Origin of the sequence: Streptomyces griseocarneus (assembly GCF_014655595.1) — a bacterium.
Classification (GTDB): Bacteria; Actinomycetota; Actinomycetes; order Streptomycetales; family Streptomycetaceae; genus Streptomyces; species Streptomyces griseocarneus.
In genome coordinates this window covers 374,697-389,911 of the sequence record NZ_BNBL01000006.1, presented here as the reverse complement: position 1 = coordinate 389,911, position 15,215 = coordinate 374,697, and the positions used below count along the sequence as shown (strand labels likewise).

Genomic DNA, 15,215 nt, shown 5'->3' with positions numbered 1-15,215 from the left:
CCGATCATGGAGATACCAGGTCAGGTGCCGCCACCGTGGCAGGCGCCGAGTGAGGTCGAGCGGAAGCTGTACGAGGCGAAGGTGCGGGGCGACTGGGCCGCATACTTCGATGTTCTCGCCGGCGTGAGTCTCTTTCACGCGATGCCTCGCGACTTCGCCGATTCCCACCCCGGGAAGGTCAGGGTCGGCACCTACTGGGAGCCCCGGCTGGGCAGGAAGTGCTACGCCTTTCTGACGCACGGCGTCCTGCCCGCTCCTGTCGCGGATCCCGTCTTCTTCACGGACGATCTCGACGGGGTCGCCGGCTTCTGGCCGGAGCCCGAGGCCTGGTTGGCCATCAATCCGGGGACGCCTTGCGAGGCGTTCTTCCCTGCCACGCCCGAACACCGGGCGGTGTGGCAGGAGCATGCGCAGCGTGCGGCGAAGGACACCTCCAAGACGCTTCACACACTGTGGGTCGGCGGCCCTCTCCGGGGAACAGTCGCCCACGGGCTGGCATGCGGAGCGCTTCTCAGTGTGCGGGCCGGAAACCCCTGGAACGCGATCGCCGCGAACGGCAGCTATTCGGGCCTGCGCAGAAACCTGAAGGATTGGTGGGGCATCACCTCCCGGGAGGACTGGCAGCGACAGCAGGCGAGCCTTCTCCAGGAGAGCGGTTCCGCATGGGAGTTCGTGCTCGACATACGACAGGCGATCGCCCGCCAGTACGGTGGCACCGTGGACCCGGCCCATTGGCGCGAGGTCACGGCGCGTGTCGTACGTCGCAACGCGACTGATACGGCGAACGATGCGGCGGACGGCGACGCGAGCGGTGTCGAAGCGAGCAGCGTCGAAGCGAGCGGCGTCGAAGCGGAAATCGGGCGCCTGCAGCAGCTCATCGGTCGTATCACCCGCTACGAGGCCCGTTTCCGGGCCGACGGTCTGCTGGGCGAGACCAAACAGGTGCGTTCCGTCAACGCCTGGTATTACGGCCGTGCGGTCAACATGGCGCTCTGGGGCGTACAGGGCCGTTACTGCGGCATACCGGAGGCCGAGAGCGCGATCATCCGCGCCAGTCAGCTCAGCCAGGCTTCCTACTACTCGTGGGAGGACTTCTCCGCCGGATTCATTCTGGGCCGCTGCCTGCACTTCGACGAGGAGCAGTTCGGGAACTGGTACCTCGACGTCCTCGAGATACATCAGCTGCTCGTCAGCGACCCGCAGAGCCCCTGGCTCAACATCCCCTGGAAGTGATCACGATCGGTCACGCCCCCGCCGCGAGCTTGAGGGTGATGGCGCCGGCGATGATCGCGGCGAAGGACAGGACCTTGGGGAGGGTGATCTTCTCGTTGTAGATGAGGGCGCCGAAGACGACGGTGCCGATGGAGCCGATGCCGGTCCAGATCGTGTAGCCGACGCCGACGTCCAGGGTCCTGAGGGCGAGGCTGAGCGTGAAGATGCCGCCGGCGGCGGCGAGCAGGGTGAAGACGGACGGCCAGAGCTTGGTGAAGCCGTTGGTGGCGTTGGTGCCGAGCGCGAAGGCGATCTCGAAGACGATGGCGATCGCGAGGAAGACCCAGGCCATGACGATGTGCTCCTTGAAACGTGAAGAGGGAAGGCAGATAGGGGCGGTCGGCGGTCAGGCGGCGGGTCAGACGGTGGCCGCGCTCTTGGTGAACTTGTCGGCGAGCTTGAGGCCGAGGACGCCGCCGATGATCAGGACGAAGGCCAGCACCTTCCAGACGTTCATGGCCTCGTGGAAGATCACCGAGCCGAGGATCACGGTGCCCACGGAGCCGATGCCGGTCCACACGGTGTAGCCGACGCCGACGTCGAGGCTCTTCAGGGCGAGGCTGAGGAAGAAGATGCCTCCGGCCGCGGCCCCGGCGGTCAGGAGCGAGGGGCCCAGGACGGTGAAGCCGTGGGTGGCGTTGGTGGCCAGGGCGAAGACGACCTCGAAGACCGAGGCGATGAGCAGGTAGATCCAGGCCATGGGAAGACCTCCCGGGGTAGTTGTATGTACGTGCAACTTCCTTGCTAGGGAAAAGCATGCATGTACAAGTAAGCTTGCGTCAACCGCCGAGCGAGCAAAGGGAGCAGCAGATGACCTCGCAGGTCAGCACCCCCTCCGGAGCGTCCGGAACATCCGGAACATCCGGAGTCGCGGACGCCCGCATGTGGAGCCGCCTCCTGGCCCTGCACGCGCACGTGGAGAGTCGCCTGGGCGCCGCCCTGCAGCGCCGGCACGGCCTGGGCCTGTCGGAGTACCGGGCCCTCGGCTTTCTCACGGATGCCCCCGACGGCGAACTGCGCATGCAGGACCTCGCGGCCCGCCTCGGTCTCAACCAGAGCTCGGTGACCCGCCTGGTCGGCCGGCTGCACGCCGCCGACCTGGCCTTCCGCGATCTGTGCCCGGACGACAAGCGCGGCGTCTACGCCGTCATCAAGGACTCCGGCCACACCCGTCACCAGGAAGCCCGCGCCACCTACGAGGAAACCCTCACCGCCGCCCTCGACGAAGCCGCCGGAGAAACCCCGGAGGTCGGCATCGCCCTGGCCGCCCTGCGCCAGTCGTTCAAGTAGGCCCGTCGTTCAAGCAGGCCAGCCCTTCAAGTAGGCCAGCCCTTAAGTAGGTCAAAAACCGGGTGCACAGCTGCCGCGGGCGGTGGGGCGTGGCCAGGGCCCAGGCGCCCCGGCCACCCCCACCGCGTACGCATCACCGGGTACCGCGACAGTCCACCGTGATGCGGGCTACATCAGCACTCGTCGTATGGCGGCTCCTCCGGTGATTACCCCCCGGACAACAGTTGTCAAGAGGACTTGCCGGAGACGAGCGTAGATAGACCTCTATGTCGACATATTCATACCTTTGGGGCAGCCAGGGTCCGCTTCACGGCCTCGGCCATCCCCGCCTCGCCGTTCGCGTTGGGGTGGAAGGGCCAGGCCGGGCGCTCGGCCCGCGGGTACATGCCCTCGACCCAGCGCTCGGCGAACGGCCGGCAGGCGTTGTGGTCGACGGACGGCGTGTAGGTGTCGACATAGGTCGCACGGGCCCGCTGCGCCTCGTGCCTCAGCATCGTGTTGAGGCTGCGCATCGTGTCCCGCAGGTACGGGATGTCCCCTACGGGCATCCGCAAGGAGGCCTTGCAGCCCTCCGCGTCCGCGGCATTCTCCGAGAGGATCGCCGGGAAGCCGACGACGATCACGTGCGCGTTGTGGGACCGCTTGCGGATCTCCGCGAGGACGGCGGCCACCTTGGGGGCGGTCTCGAGGATGCGTTCGGCGAGCTGGTCGATGCCGCCCTTCGTGTAGCGCTGCTCGCAGGGGTTGCCGTCCGGGATCGGCTTGGGAATCGCGTACGTACACGCCCTGACGACCTCGCCGAAGCCGATGTCGTTGCCGCCGATGCCGATGGAGACCAGCGTGGTGTCCGCCTTGAGCGCCGCGAACTGTTCCGGTTTGCCGGTGCCGGGCTGCGGGCGCCACATGTCGTCGGTCTTGGCGCCGCCGCAGCTGACGTCCCGGAATTCGGCCGGGCTCAGCCAGCGGGCGGTGAGGGAGGGGTAGTTGCGGTTGGAGCGGCCACAGGCGGCGTCGATCTGGACGGGAATGAGCGAGCCGGCGGTGAAGGAGTCGCCGAGGGCGACATAGTGCTCCGCCCGTGGCTTCGGGGCCGCGTGGGGCGCAGGATTCGCGGCGGTCGCGGGCGCGAGGGCGCCCGCGACAAGGGCCGCTGCGGCACCGCACGCGGCGATGGCTAATCGGGCTCTGCGTCGGCCGGTCGGAGCGTTGGCGGTACGGGGCATCTCTGCCTCCTCGTAGACGAACCCATAGGCGAACCCATGGGTGAACCCATAGGCAGACCCATGGACGAACTCCTCGGCGAAGTTCGGGAGCGCCAGACTCGAAGGCGGCAGGACCGGGCGTCAATCGACATCCCCATATGTCCCGTACATGTGACCGGATACCGGGCTCTCGAGGTCCAGTTGCCCGTACTTGACGGCCTCAGCGGCCGATACACGGATGCCTAGCGCAGCACCGGCAAGGGAGAGCGCGCCGAGCGCCCGGTCGCCGCCTCGATGAAGTCGACCGGAGGGGCCACCTCGGCCAGCAGCAGGGCGGTGTCGCTCAGCGCCTGGGGCGGTACGAGCGGCGGCCGGTCCAGGGCACGCTGTACGTCCAGCAGGTGCACGGTGGCTTCGAGCAGCACGATCCGTACCGCCTCCGCCAGCTCGAGCGTCAGCCCCGTGGCGCCCCAGGGCACGGTCCGGGCCGGTTCCTCCGCCCGTAGCCTGCGCACAGCGCCGGGCCCGCGCACGGCGAAACGTTCGACCAGCCCTCCCCCGCCGGCTTCCGCCGCGCCCGAGACAGCGCCCTTCGCGACCGCATCGGCCGCCTCATGCGCCACCCCGCCCGGGGCGTTGAACCGCCGGACCATCTCCACGGCCGTCACCGGCTCCACCCCCGGCCTGCCCGAAAGTGGCGGCAGCGGACCGTCCATGTCCCTCGGGAAGGTCGAGTGGTGCGCGTACACCGCAGCCACGTCCCAGCCCGGGCAGCGGGTCGCTGCCGTCCACTGCCGCTCGGTCAGCTCCGCGCCGAGATCGGCCCAGATCCGCCAGGTCTGCTCAAGAGCGTCCAGCCTGTCGCTGTAGACGACGTCCATGCGCCGACTGTCCCACAACCCGGCCAAACCCCACCAGATCAGATGACATCCCACGGAGCTGCCGCGTGCAGCCCCATCACCTCACCGACCACACGCCCCTCCACCGCGAACCGCGTGTCGTCGATCACCGAAACCGGCGCCGCCCCGATCGAGTTGCAGACGAAAGCCCCGTCGAAGCGCCCCAGCTCCTCGATACGCACCGGCTGCTGCCGCCACGCCAGCCCCGCACGTTCCATCTCCCGTCGCAGCACCAGCATGGCGATGCCGTCCAGCGACGGCCCCTCGGGCCAGATCACCGTGTCCCCCTCCACGAAGCCCACGTTCGTGATGGCCCCCTCGGCCACCTCGCCGCCCGGCCCCACCAGCAGCGCCTCGTCGAACCCCTCGGCCCGCACGCGCCGCAGGTGGTAGACCTGCCCGAAGGACCCGACGTGCTTCAGGTGCGCCAGGGGTCGTACGTACCGCACGCTGCGCAGCCGCTGCGGAGCGCCGGGCTCCGGCAATGGGGGGCGTACGACCACCGTCGCGACCGGGCCGGCGTCGAGGCCGCCCATGGCGTGGACGTAGACCCGTACGTCCGCGTCGACGACGCCCGCGCCCTCCAGCGCCCGTCGCACCCGCTCGCGCACCCGTCCGCCGTCCAGCCCCTCCCCGAACAGCTCCCGCGTCGCCGCGTCGAGCCGCGCGAGATGGAAGTCCAGCCCGCGCACGCGGCCACCCCTGACCTGCATGGCCGTCATGTGGCCATAGTTCCCCATCAGTGCGGGCAGCAGCGGACCGGCGTCGACGGCACTGCCGTCGACCTCGACGTACGGGGCGAAAAGATCACTCATCCCGCCACCCTACGGGCCACTGACAATCGCCCACGAGCCCCTCTACGCCCGGTCGAGAACCGAAAGGTCGAGCAGTTCCAACCGCTCCGGGTCGGCCAGCACATCGATGGCGACGACCTTCCCGCCCACCACGGTGAAGGCCATGACGGACCACCGCCACGCACCGTCGGCGCAGACGACTCCGGCGACACCGTTGATGAGCGCCGGCCGTATGTAGGGGGTGAGCTGCCCGAACGTGACCGCCTGGCCGGCCACGGTCCGCGCTCCCTGCAGCACCACGGACAGTCCGGCGCGCGCGACGCCGCCGTCGGCCCTCAGCACGACGTCCGGGTCGAGTACGGCCACGAGCGCGTCGAAGTCGCCGTCGTGAGCGGCGGCGAAGAAGGCGTTCACGGCTTCGCGCTGACGGCCGAGGTCGGGGTCGGGAGTGGGGGCCTGCCCCTGCACCCGGCGGCGCGCGCGGCTCGCGAGCTGCCGCGTCGCTGCGGCGGTCCGCTCGAGCAGCGGGGCGATCTCGTCGAAGGGCACGGCGAACATGTCGTGCAGGACGAACGCCACCCGCTCGGCCGGCGTCAGCATCTCGAGCACCACCATCATGGCCAGCCCGACCGAGTCGGCCATCAGCACTTCCTGTTCGGGATCGATCCCGGACTCGTGGCTGATGACGGGGTCGGGCATGTGAACCTCGAACGGCTCCTCGCGCCGCTGCTCGCGCGAACGCAGCATGTTCAGGCAGATGCGACCCACCACCGTGGTCAGCCACGCACCGAGGTTCTCCACGCTGTCGGCGTCCGTACGGCTCAGGCGCAGCCAGGTCTCCTGGACGGCGTCGTCGGCCTCGCTCACCGAGCCGAGCATCCGGTAGGCCACCGCCCTCAGACGTGCCCGGTGCCCCTCGAAACGCTCTATCAGCAATGAATTCTCCTCCACCGTGTCACATTCCTTCCGCGCGGCGGGTCATCTCATCAGAAGCTCGAAAACTAGCCGATGTGATCGGGAGTCAGACTCTCGGTCGAACGAACTTGGAGCAGCCATGACCTCCACCCCCATCCTGGTCACCGGTGGTACGGGCACGCTCGGGCGCCTCGTCGTCCCCCTGCTGCGCGACGCCGGCCACACCGTGCGGGTGCTCAGCCGCAACGAGCGCCCGGCGGCGGACGGCGTCGAGTACGTGGCCGGTGACCTGTTCAAGGGCGAGGGAATCGACGCCGCCGTGGCCGGGGCCGAGATCGTCCTGCACCTCGCGGGCGGCCCCAAGGGTGACGACGAGGCGACCCGCAACCTCGTGCGGGCCGCGCAGGGCGCCGGGGTGAAGCACCTCGTCTACATCTCGGTCATCGGTGCGGACAAGGTCCCGCTCGGCTGGTTCAAGATGAAGCTCGACGCCGAGCAGGCCGTGGCCGGTTCGGGCCTGCCGTGGACGACGCTGCGCGCCGCCCAGTTCCACGACCTGGCGCTGACCGTGGTGGAGAAGATGTCGAAGATGCCGGTGATACCGGTCCCGGGCGGCCTCCGCTTCCAGCCGGTCGACGCCCGCGATGTCGCGGCCCGCCTCGTCGAGCTGACGCTCGGCGAACCGGCCGGCCTGGTGCCCGACCTGGCCGGACCGAAGGTGTACGGCCTGGCCGAGCTGAGCCGCCCGTACCTCCGGACGCGTGGCAAGCGCCGCCCGATGCTGCCCGTCCGGATGCCGGGAAAGGCCGGTCGCGCGTACCGGGCCGGCGACAACCTCACCCTCGAGGGCGCCACCGTGGGCCGGCGCACCTGGGAGGACTTCCTCGCCGAGCGCGTCGCCTAGCGGTGGTGTCTCGGGACCTTGGTTACGCGAAGTCCTCGAAGGTGAGCTGCTGCGGGATGTCCGCGAGTGGTTCGGGCGGCTGGCCGAAGACGATCCGGTAGTCGCTCCCGGCGGTCCGGCTGATGGGCGGTCGGCCGCCGAGCGCTGCGTGCGGCCGCTCGTAGTTGTAGTAGTTCACGAACTCCGCGAGTGCGACGCGGCGTTCATGCTCGGTTGTGTAGTCGCGGACGTACGCCCACTCGCGGGTGAGCGTCCCGTTGTACCTCTCCACCTTCCCGTTCGTGCGCGGCGTGTACGGCCTGGTCCGCTTGTGCTTCGTACCGGTCGCGGCGAGGGCGTCAGCCCAGGTCGTAGACCGGTAGCACGCGCCGTTGTCGGTGAGGCAGCGGCGGATCTGTGTGATGCCGTGGGCGGCGAAGAAGGAAACGGCCCGGTTCCAGAAGGCGACCGCGGTGACGGCCTTCTCATCGTCCAGGGCCTCGGTGTAGGCGAGCCGGGAGTGGTCGTCGAGCGCCGAATGCAGGTACGTGTATCCGGCCTTGCCGGTGCCGGGACCGGTGCGTTTGGAGGCGCGGGCGGACTCGGTGCCGACGCCGTGCATCCGCCAGCCGCCGCCGGTCGGGATGCGTCCGAGCTTCTTGATGTCGACGTGGACCAGGTCGCCGACCCTGTCGTGCTCGTAGCGGATGACCTCGCGCAGCTGCTCGCCGGTCGGTGGGTCCAGGTCCCGGAGCCGGTTGAGTCCTCGCCTCACCAGGATGCGGTGCACGGTCGCCGGCGCGAGTGTGACGCCGTGCAGCCGCTGTAGGTCGGTGGCGAGCCGGGCTGGTCCGTGCTTGGTCTGCCGCCGGAGCGCCTCCACCAGGTCGGCGATGTCCTCGGGGATGCGGGCGGGACTGGTGGCGGGGCGGGAGGAGTGGTCGAGCAGTCCGTTCTCGCCGTGCGCGCGCCAGCGGGCGTACCACTTCGCCAGGCAGCGGCGGGAGATCCCGGTTCCCACAGCGACGTGCGCGATCGGACGTCCGGCGTCGACCCGCAGGCACAAGCGCAGACGTCCTTCGGGGGTCAGCGGTGCGTTCCGATGTCCCCTGCTGGTGGCGCTCCTGGACTCGGCGGCCGCGTTCACCGGGAGCCCTGGGATCTCAAGGCTCCCGCGTGAGCGGCTGTGCGTGGCGTCAGCGTGCGAACTTTTCGATGGCCGCCGGGGTGACGGGGGTGAAGAAGTTGACGAGGTTGCCGTCGGGGTCGCGGAACAGCAGCGACCGGTTGCCCCAGGGCATCGTGGTGGGCTCGTTGACGAAGTCGGTGACGAAGCCGGTCAGGTTCTGGTGAACGCGGTCCACATCCTCGACGAGGAACTCGGTGATCACGCTGTGATTGTCCGCCGGGCGGGCAGAGCCCGGAGCGAACAGCGGGACCGTGCGGGTGCCGGCGATCGCGAGGGTGGCGCCCGCGGTCTTGAGTTCGGCGAAGTCCTCGGTGGCCCACGTCGCCCGCGCCCCTGTGGCTCGCTCGTAGAAGTCGACGAGGCGTGCGACGTCGCTGGTGATGATGCGGATCGAGACGAAGTCCATGGGGATCTCCTTGGCTGTGCTGGAGGTGTGCTCGTCGCAGGCTAGGAGAAATAGTGGACAGAATCGGTCCTGTATTCGCGTTAGGCTGCCAATATGCCTCGACCAACCGGCCGCGTGCTGACACTCCTGGAGCTGCTGCAGTCGGGCGGCACCCGGACGGTGGCCGAACTCGCCGACCGGCTCGGCGTCGAAGGGCGCACCGTGCGCCGGTATGTGGATCAACTGATCGACCTCGACGTGCCCGTGGAATCGGTGCGCGGCCGCTACGGCGGGTACCGGCTGGCTCCCGGGTGCCGCCTGCCTCCGCTCATGCTCAGCAACGACGAGGCGCTGGCCGTGGTGCTCGGCCTGGTCGCCGGCCGCCGGGCAGGGTTGACGACGACGGAGCGCACGGCAAGCGAGACGGCGTCGGCGAAGATCCGGCGGGTGCTGCCCAAGCACATCGCCCGTCGGCTCGACACACTCCTGGAAGCGCTCGCCTTCACGGATCAGCCCGGCGCATTCGACACCCCGGACGCTGGGGTCTTGCTCACGATCGCCGATGCGGTGCGCCACCACCGACCGGTCTCGATCCGCTACACCGACCGTGACGGACGGCGCAGCGAACGCACGCTGCACGCGTACGGAATCGTCGCCCATTCGGGCCGGTGGTACGTCACGGGCAAGGACGCCCAGATCGGCGAGGACCGAACCTTCCGGCTCGATCGCATCGCAGACGCGCGGACCCTGCCCGGCTCATTCGAAGCGCCAGTGGGTCCCGGTCCGGAACAGCGCGTGTTGTCAGGGTTCGCCACGGCCGAGTACCAGCATGAGGTGACCTTGCGGATCCACGGGACAGTTGATCAGGTCCGCGCCCACCTTCCGGCCAGCGTCGCGAGCCTGGAGGAGCACGAGTCCGCGGCCGGCAAGGACCGCGCGACCGAGCGCTGGCTGCGCGTCGAGCTGCGGGCGGAGCGGCTCGACTGGTTGCCCCCGGCACTCGCCTCACTCGACCGGCCGTTCGTCATCGAGCGCCCCGATGAACTCCGCGACCTCGTCATCGCGCTCGCCGATCGCCTCACGTCCTGCTCCGCCGAGCCTGACCGCGAGGAACCAATGTCATGAGATGGCACACCTAGCGGTGCCTCGCACAGCAGACGCTCGCGGATGCCGTGGTCTGCTCGCCCTCGTTGATCGCCCACATCGAGGCCGGGCGGCGGAAGCCGCGCGTCGAGGACGCGAGACGGCTGGACAAGGAACTCGGCACAGACGGGTTCTTCGTACGCTTCCTGCCGACGCTTAACCCATCTCAATTTGCGGGGCACTTCGCGCAGATGGCGGAGCTGGAGAAGCAGGCCGTCTGCATTCAGGAACACGGGGCTGCCGTCATCCCCGGTCTTCTGCAAATCGAACCGTACGCACGCGCGGTCTTCCGCTTCGGTCTGCCCAACATGACAGCAGCCGAGGTTGACAGGCGAGTTGTACAGCGCCTGGAGCGAGCACATATCCTCGAAGGGCCGGACGGACCGGTCATGTGGGTGCTCCTGGACGAACACGCGCTGCGCAGGGTGATCGGCGGCCCAGCCGTCATGGCTGCACAACTGCGCCACGTCGCAAAGCTGGCCGACAGCGGTCGCGTCCGGCTACATGTGCTCCCCTTCACTATCGGCAAACATGCGCTCACCGCAGGCCCGATGTCCCTGTACAGGTTCGACGACGCCCCTCCCTTGGCGTACGTTGAGGGAGTCAGGACAGGACAGGTGTACGACGACCCGGCGAGGGTCGCTCAGTGCCAAGCCGCTTACGACCTCGCTCTGGGTGATGCGCTGCCGGCCGAGGCGTCCCTGAGCCTGATCACTTCTGTGGCAGAGGAGTATGAGCATGCGCTCTGAGGCGCACATACCGGAGTGGCGCAAATCCAGCTACAGCGACGTCGGAGACGCACAAGGCGGCGACAACTGCCTCGAGGTCAACGACACTGCCTCCACCCACATCCGCATCCGCGACTCCAAGCACCCCGCCGGCCCGACCTTGACACTGCCCTCGTCAAGTTGGGCCGTCTTCCTCACCGCTCTTCGCTGAAACCCTGATCTATCCCTGGGGGGCTACCCCCCGTCGCCTTAGGTGGATCACCGGATAGTCATGGTCGCCGTGCTCAACCACCATGGAACGCATGGCACTTACGAAGCGCGCGCAGCGCAAAGCACTCCTGCTCACCCTTTCCTCCGCCGCCGTGGCCGCCACCCTCGCCGCTCCGGCTCAGGCGACGGCCGGGCAGCATGCCTCCCCCACCCTCGCCTGGAAGCCCTGCGCGGCCGACTCGGCGGGCTCGACCGGCGCGGGCATGGAGTGCGCCACCCTTCCCGTCCCCCTCGACTACCGCAAGCCCACCGGCCCCCACATCAGCATCGCCGTCTCCCGGCTGCGCAGTGACCGTCCCACCGCTCGACGCGGCACGCTCCTGGTCATTCCCGGCGGGCCCGGCGGCTCGGGGAATGGCAAGCTCGCGATCGTGGGCGAAGGGCTCCGGAAGGAGACGCGCGGGGCGTACGACATCGTCTCCCTCGACCCGCGCGGCGTCGGTGACAGCACGCGGGCCGACTGCAAGCTCGGCGAGGACGATCTCGACGTCGCCCACCTGCGGCCTTGGCCGGGGCCGGATGGGGACATCAGCGACAGCGTCAAGCGTGCCCGGCGCATGGCCGAGTCGTGTACGCGCAACGGCGGGGAGCTCATCCGCTCCTTCTCCACCGCCAACGAGGTACGGGACATCGACCGTTTCCGCCAGGCGCTGGGTGAGGAGAAGCTGTCGGCGTGGGGGACGTCGTACGGGACGTACGTGGGGGCGGTGTACGCGCAGAAGTACCCCGAGCGCACCGACCGCTGGGTGCTCGACAGCAGCGGCGACCCGGACCCGTCCCGGGCCGAGCGCGGATGGCTGGCGAACATGTCGGGGGCGGCGGACGACCGTTTCCCGGACTTCGCCAAGTGGGCGGCCGATCCCCGCCGGGACAAGAAGCACCGGGTCGCCGAGCGGCCCGAGGACGTACGGCCGCTGTTCCTCTCCCTCGCGGCGAAGCTCGACCGCGTTCCCGACCGCTCGGCTGACGGCAAGCCCCAGCTCACCGGCAACCAGCTGCGCGCGACGATGCAGCAGGCGCTCTACAGCGACACCAGCTTCGACCGGCTCGCCGCGCTGATCGTCTCGGCCCGTGACGCCGGCGACAAGCCCGTGCCCTTCGAGCCCGCGCGCGCCACCTCGTCCGAGGCCGCCGTGAGCATCGGCGTCATATGCAACGACGTGCGCTGGACGGGCTCGATACCGGACTACGCCCGTGACGTGAAGGCCGACCGGGCCAGGCATCCGCTCACCGCCGGCATGCCGGTGGGCGTCATGCCGTGCGCGTTCTGGCCGTACGACCCGGCCGACAAGCCGGCCCGCATCACGTCCGACGGGCCCAAGAACGTCCTCATGGTGCAGTACCTGCGCGATCCCGCCACCCCGCACCGTGGGGCGCTGAAGATGCGCGAGGCCTTCGGGGACCGCGCCCGCATGGTCAGCGTCAATGCCGGAGGGCACGGCGTCTACCTCGGCAGCGGCGATCTCGTCGACAGCGGCGACAAGCGCGCCAACGCCTGCGCCGACCGTGCCGTCACCACCTTCCTCACCACCGGCCACCGCCCCGCCTCGGACGCCCTGTGCACCGCCGCCGGAATGGAGACCAAGTGATCACGGTTGTAGGCGGTCATGAATGACACAAGCCACCACGACCACGACCATGTCCACGACCACGAATCCCCTGCCGTAAAGCGGAAGTTCCTCTTCCTGCTCGGCAGTGCCCGCACCGGCGGCAACACCGAGACGCTCGCCCGTGAGGCCGCCGCCCAGCTCCCCGCCACCGTGGAGCAGCGGTGGCTGCGGCTGCACGACGTTCCGCTGCCCGCGTTCGACGACCGGCGGCACGGCGAGGAGGGCCACACGGCCGCCCCCGCCCGTTCCCTCCCCGCCGGCAACGAGCGGATCCTGCTGGACGCGACCCTCGAGGCCACCGACCTCGTGATCGCCTCCCCGCTCTACTGGTACAGCGTGTCGGCCGACACCAAGCTCTACCTCGACTACTGGGCCGGCTGGCTGCAGCTGGGCGAGGAGGTGCGGTTCAGGGACCGGATGCGCGGCAAGACCATGTGGGCGCTCACCACGACCAGCCATGACGACACCGCCAAGGCCGACCCGCTGCTGGGCACGCTGCGCCTCTCGGCGGAGTACATGGGCATGGAGTGGGGCGGCGACGTGGTCGGGCACGGCAACCGTCCCGGTGAGATACGCACGGACACGGACGCGCTCGCCGCCGCCAAGGGTCTCTTCGCCTCCGCCATGTGATGCCCCGCGAAACCCTCGGCGTGCCGGCGCCGGCCCGTCCAATCGGCCCCGGCACCGCCGACGGGGGTCAGAACAGCTGCTGCTGCCCGTCCATCGGTGGTTCCTCCGGGTCGAAGAGCCGGGGTTCCGTCGCCAGCAGCGGCGCCGAGCGGCGCGAGCCGGGGCAGGAGACCAGCTCGTAGGAGAACGCGGGGCGGCGGCCCGGCGGGTCGTGGCGGGCGTAGCGGCCGCCGACGACGGCGATCTCTCGGGTGCATACGGGGCAGGCGCGGCGGGGTGAGGACATACCTCCCAGTGTCCCCCAGCATCCGGTCCCCCGGGGCCGCGCCCTCCGATCGGGCACGCGCACCAACCCGGCGGGCCTCAGAACGCCTCCGCCGGTACGTACGACCCCCACACCTCTCGCAGCGCGCCGCAGACCTCCCCCACGGTGGCGCGCGCCCGGAGCGCGTCCTTCATCGGGTAGAGGACGTTGGCCGACGTGCCCTCGGCGGCCTTCCTCAGCGCGGTGAGCGCCGCCTCCACGGCCCGGCCGTCCCGCTCGGACCGCAGCCGGGCCAGCCGTTCCCGCTGCCGGTTCTCGATCTCCGGGTCCACGCGCAACGGTTCGTACGGCTCCTCCTCCGCCAGCTGGAAGCGGTTGACGCCCACGACGACGCGTTCGCCGCTGTCCGTCTCCTGTGCGATCCGGTAGGCGTTGCGCTCGATCTCGGCCTTCTGGAAGCCGTGTTCGATGGCTGCCACCGCGCCGCCCAGGTCCTCGACGCGGCGCATCAGGTCGACGGCGGCCTCCTCGACGAGGTCCGTCAGCGACTCGACGGCGTAGGAACCGGCGAAGGGGTCGACCGTGGCCGGCACGTCCGTCTCGTAGGCCAGCACCTGCTGGGTGCGCAGGGCCAGCCGGGCCGCCTTGTCCGTCGGCAGGGCGATGGCTTCGTCGAAGGAGTTCGTGTGCAGCGACTGCGTACCGCCCAGCACCGCCGCCAGGCCCTGCACGGCGACGCGCACGAGGTTGACCTCCGGCTGCTGCGCGGTGAGCTGTACGCCCGCCGTCTGGGTGTGGAAGCGCAGCATCATCGACTTCGGGTCCCGTGCCCCGAACTCCTCGCGCATCACCCGGGCCCAGATCCGCCGCGCCGCCCGGAACTTGGCGACCTCCTCCAGCAGCGTCGTCCGCGCGACGAAGAAGAAGGAGATCCTCGGCGCGAAGTCGTCCACCTCCATGCCCGCCGCCACGGCCGTGCGCACGTACTCGATGCCGTCCGCCAGCGTGAAGGCGATCTCCTGCGCGGGCGAGGCGCCGGCCTCGGCCATGTGGTAGCCGGAGACGGAGATGGTGTTCCAGCGGGGGATCTCGGCCCGGCAGTACTGGAAGATGTCGGCGGTCAGCCGCAGCGAGGGCTTGGGCGGGAAGATGTACGTCCCGCGTGCGATGTACTCCTTCAGCACGTCGTTCTGGACGGTGCCCGTCAGCCGGTCGCCGGCCACTCCCTGTTCCTCGGCCACCAGCTGGTACAGCAACAGCAGCAGTGCCGCCGGGGCGTTGATGGTCATGGAGGTGGAGACCTCGCCGAGCGGGATGCCGCCGAAGAGCACCCGCATGTCGTCGAGCGAGTCGATCGCGACGCCGACCTTGCCGACCTCGCCGCTCGCGATGGGTGCGTCGGAGTCGTGGCCCATCTGGGTGGGCAGGTCGAAGGCCACGGACAGGCCGTGGCTGCCGTGCTCGATGAGCCGGCGGTAGCGGGCGTTGGACTCGGCGGCCGTGCCGAAGCCGGCGTACTGGCGCATGGTCCAGGGGCGGCCGGTGTACATCGTGGGGTAGACGCCACGGGTGTACGGGTAGGCGCCCGGTTCGCCGAGCCGCTCGGCGGGGTCCCACCCGGCCAGGGCGTCGGGGCCGTAGGCGGGCTCGATGGGCGGTCCGGACTCGGTCGGCCGGCGCTTGGTCATGGGATGCCTCCCGCGCGCTCCGTTGCGGAAACTCCGCTTGGGACTGTAGCGG

Annotated in this window: 18 protein-coding genes and 1 pseudogene; 9 read left to right on the top strand and 10 right to left on the bottom strand. The window is 69.8% G+C overall.

All coding sequences use genetic code 11. The features are described from left to right. The first annotated feature begins 6 nt into the window (after positions 1-6). Positions 7-1,233 carry a DUF1266 domain-containing protein gene (locus IE295_RS18310; protein WP_190064733.1) on the top strand — a complete coding sequence of 409 codons (1,227 nt, stop codon included), beginning with the start codon at positions 7-9 and terminating at the stop codon, positions 1,231-1,233. 10 nt (positions 1,234-1,243) lie between these two features. On the opposite strand, the gene IE295_RS18305 is transcribed toward IE295_RS18310, so the two are convergent. Next, a complete protein-coding gene (locus tag IE295_RS18305; protein WP_190064732.1) occupies positions 1,244-1,564 on the bottom strand; it encodes a DMT family transporter in 321 nt (106 codons plus the stop codon). Between the two features lie 66 nt (positions 1,565-1,630). After that, complete coding sequence (locus IE295_RS18300) at positions 1,631-1,972, bottom strand: DMT family transporter (protein WP_190064731.1); 342 nt, start codon at positions 1,970-1,972, stop codon at positions 1,631-1,633. A gap of 110 nt (positions 1,973-2,082) precedes the next feature. Between IE295_RS18300 and IE295_RS18295 the strand changes: the two genes are divergently transcribed. Continuing rightward, the gene (locus tag IE295_RS18295) at positions 2,083-2,562 is read left to right on the top strand and encodes a MarR family winged helix-turn-helix transcriptional regulator (RefSeq protein ID WP_190064730.1); all 480 of its coding nucleotides are present in this window, start codon (positions 2,083-2,085) and stop codon (positions 2,560-2,562) included. A 278-nt stretch (positions 2,563-2,840) separates the two neighbouring features. Here the strand turns inward: IE295_RS18295 and IE295_RS18290 are convergent, their stop codons facing one another. The 4 genes from IE295_RS18290 to sigJ form a co-directional block, all read right to left on the bottom strand. Beyond that, positions 2,841-3,785, bottom strand: coding sequence for an SGNH/GDSL hydrolase family protein (locus IE295_RS18290; RefSeq protein ID WP_190064729.1), 945 nt, complete (start codon positions 3,783-3,785; stop codon positions 2,841-2,843). Positions 3,786-4,006: 221 nt separating this feature from the next. Then, complete coding sequence (locus IE295_RS18285; RefSeq protein ID WP_190064728.1) at positions 4,007-4,645, bottom strand: maleylpyruvate isomerase N-terminal domain-containing protein; 639 nt, start codon at positions 4,643-4,645, stop codon at positions 4,007-4,009. A gap of 38 nt (positions 4,646-4,683) precedes the next feature. Next, the gene (locus tag IE295_RS18280) at positions 4,684-5,478 is read right to left on the bottom strand and encodes an aminotransferase class IV (protein WP_190064727.1); all 795 of its coding nucleotides are present in this window, start codon (positions 5,476-5,478) and stop codon (positions 4,684-4,686) included. Positions 5,479-5,520: 42 nt separating this feature from the next. After that, a complete protein-coding gene (gene sigJ / locus IE295_RS18275; protein ID WP_190064726.1) occupies positions 5,521-6,408 on the bottom strand; it encodes an RNA polymerase sigma factor SigJ in 888 nt (295 codons plus the stop codon). Positions 6,409-6,511: 103 nt separating this feature from the next. Here sigJ and IE295_RS18270 point away from each other — a divergent pair, with 103 nt between their 5' ends. Next, the gene (locus IE295_RS18270) at positions 6,512-7,276 is read left to right on the top strand and encodes an SDR family oxidoreductase (RefSeq protein ID WP_190064725.1); all 765 of its coding nucleotides are present in this window, start codon (positions 6,512-6,514) and stop codon (positions 7,274-7,276) included. A 22-nt stretch (positions 7,277-7,298) separates the two neighbouring features. On the opposite strand, the gene IE295_RS18265 is transcribed toward IE295_RS18270, so the two are convergent. Further along, on the bottom strand, positions 7,299-8,402 hold the full coding sequence (locus tag IE295_RS18265) for an IS481 family transposase (RefSeq protein ID WP_224323106.1): 1,104 nt from the start codon (positions 8,400-8,402) through the stop codon (positions 7,299-7,301). A 49-nt stretch (positions 8,403-8,451) separates the two neighbouring features. Next, a complete protein-coding gene (locus tag IE295_RS18260; protein WP_190064724.1) occupies positions 8,452-8,850 on the bottom strand; it encodes a VOC family protein in 399 nt (132 codons plus the stop codon). Positions 8,851-8,943: 93 nt separating this feature from the next. Between IE295_RS18260 and IE295_RS18255 the strand changes: the two genes are divergently transcribed. The 6 genes and pseudogenes from IE295_RS18255 (at position 8,944) to IE295_RS18235 (ending at position 13,210) form a co-directional block, all read left to right on the top strand. Then, entirely contained in the window at positions 8,944-9,954 is a 1,011-nt protein-coding gene (locus tag IE295_RS18255; protein WP_190064723.1) for a helix-turn-helix transcriptional regulator, read from the top strand. 38 nt (positions 9,955-9,992) lie between these two features. Next, positions 9,993-10,091: pseudogene (locus tag IE295_RS34150) on the top strand (helix-turn-helix domain-containing protein); the annotation flags it as partial. Positions 10,092-10,163: 72 nt separating this feature from the next. Then, the gene (locus tag IE295_RS18250) at positions 10,164-10,721 is read left to right on the top strand and encodes a DUF5753 domain-containing protein (RefSeq protein ID WP_263453513.1); all 558 of its coding nucleotides are present in this window, start codon (positions 10,164-10,166) and stop codon (positions 10,719-10,721) included. After that, positions 10,711-10,911 carry a DUF397 domain-containing protein gene (locus IE295_RS18245; RefSeq protein WP_190064721.1) on the top strand — a complete coding sequence of 67 codons (201 nt, stop codon included), beginning with the start codon at positions 10,711-10,713 and terminating at the stop codon, positions 10,909-10,911. The genes IE295_RS18250 and IE295_RS18245 overlap by 11 nt, the downstream gene beginning before the upstream one ends. Before the next feature lie 91 nt (positions 10,912-11,002). Beyond that, positions 11,003-12,559, top strand: a complete 1,557-nt coding sequence (locus IE295_RS18240; RefSeq protein ID WP_190064720.1) for an alpha/beta hydrolase — start codon at positions 11,003-11,005, stop codon at positions 12,557-12,559. Between the two features lie 18 nt (positions 12,560-12,577). Then, positions 12,578-13,210, top strand: a complete 633-nt coding sequence (locus IE295_RS18235; RefSeq protein ID WP_190064719.1) for a flavodoxin family protein — start codon at positions 12,578-12,580, stop codon at positions 13,208-13,210. Positions 13,211-13,277: 67 nt separating this feature from the next. Here IE295_RS18235 and IE295_RS18230 read toward each other — a convergent pair whose 3' ends face one another. Both IE295_RS18230 and IE295_RS18225 read right to left on the bottom strand, forming a co-directional pair. Beyond that, complete coding sequence (locus IE295_RS18230) at positions 13,278-13,496, bottom strand: hypothetical protein (protein WP_190064718.1); 219 nt, start codon at positions 13,494-13,496, stop codon at positions 13,278-13,280. Positions 13,497-13,573: 77 nt separating this feature from the next. Beyond that, on the bottom strand, positions 13,574-15,163 hold the full coding sequence (locus tag IE295_RS18225; RefSeq protein ID WP_190064717.1) for an acyl-CoA mutase large subunit family protein: 1,590 nt from the start codon (positions 15,161-15,163) through the stop codon (positions 13,574-13,576). Positions 15,164-15,215: the final 52 nt, after the last annotated feature.